This window comes from Terasakiella sediminum (assembly GCF_033100395.1).
In the GTDB taxonomy this organism is placed as follows: Bacteria; Pseudomonadota; Alphaproteobacteria; order Rhodospirillales; family Terasakiellaceae; genus Terasakiella.
This window is the reverse complement of sequence record NZ_JAWLVJ010000063.1, coordinates 1-1,456: the sequence shown is the minus strand read 5'-3', so window position 1 is coordinate 1,456 and position 1,456 is coordinate 1. Positions and strand designations below refer to the sequence as shown.

Genomic DNA, 1,456 nt, shown 5'->3' with positions numbered 1-1,456 from the left:
GGCCAATCGCCACGACCGCAAGATCCCATTTCGTTCATGGAAATCCCGAAGGCACCGTCACCGGCAAAGCCGATTACTGGCGTGTCAGGCTGACCAATTTTCGCACCCAGGATCGCCGGGAAACCGTAGCCACAAGGACCAAATAGGCCCGGTGCCAGGTACTTACGGCCTTTCTCAAACGTTGGGTACGCGTTACCGATGGCGCAGTTATTCCCGATGTCAGAAGAAATGATCACATCTTCCGGCATACCAGCCTGGATCGCACGCCACGCTTGACGTGGGCTCATCAGGTCTGCGTCACGCTTGCGTGCTTCTTCGTTCCAGACAGTGCCTGGATCGTCTTCTTCGTGGTCCAGGCTGGACAGTTCTTGTGCCCATGCAGATTTGGTCTGGTGGATCAGCGCTTTACGATCGTCACGACCGGCGTTACCTGCATCGTCTGTCAGTTGGTCCAGAATTTGTTCCGCAACCAGTTTCGCATCCCCCTGAATACCAACGGTGACCTTCTTGGTCAGGCCAATACGATCAGAGTTGATATCGACCTGAATGATCTTGGCTTCGGTCGGCCAGTAATCAATGCCGTAACCCGGCAGTGTGGAGAATGGGTTCAAGCGGGTACCCAATGCCAGAACAACGTCGGCTTTCGCAATCAGTTCCATCGCCGCTTTAGAGCCGTTATAGCCCAATGGACCAACAGACAGCGGGTGAGAACCCGGGAAGGCATCATTATGCTGGTAACCACAGGCAACAGGCGCATCCAGACGTTCTGCCAGAGCTTTGGACGCTTCAATCGCGCCACCGATGACAACACCGGCACCGTTCAGGATGACAGGGAATTTGGCTTCAGACAGGATCTTTGCAGCCTCTGCAACAGCCTGTGTACCACCGGATGGACGTTCCAGACGAACGATCTGTGGCAGTTCAACATCGATCACCTGCGTCCAGAAATCACGTGGTACGTTGATTTGAGCAGGGGCTGAGCCACGGATGGCTTTTTCAATCACGCGGTTCAGAACTTCCGGGATACGGGATGCATCACGAACTTCTTCCTGATAGCACACGCAATCTGCAAACATACGCATCTGTTCAACTTCCTGGAAACCGCCCTGACCGATTGTTTTGTTGGCCGCCTGTGGGGTCACAACCAGCATAGGTGTGTGGTTCCAATAAGCTGTTTTAACAGGGGTTACGAACCCTGTGATGCCGGGGCCGTTTTGTGCAATCGCCATGGCCATCTTGCCTGTGGCACGTGTGTAGCCATCACAGATGATGCCGGCGTTCACTTCATGTGCGCAATCCCAGAACTTGATCCCCGCTTCCGGGAACAAATCGGAAATCGGCATCATGGCAGAACCGATAATACCGAAACCATGCTCGATACCGTGCATCTGCAATACTTTAATAAACGCTTCTTCTGTTGTCATTTTAACCATGACGTGTGGTCTCCTGTGTGAAA

At 53.4% G+C, this 1,456-nt stretch carries 1 protein-coding gene; it reads right to left on the bottom strand.

Annotated elements, in window-relative coordinates:
* Window positions 1-1,433, bottom strand: a 1,433-nt coding sequence (gene xsc, locus RYZ26_RS19810; RefSeq protein WP_317684991.1) for a sulfoacetaldehyde acetyltransferase, incomplete at its 3' end; no start/stop codon positions are given.
* Window positions 1,434-1,456: the final 23 nt, after the last annotated feature.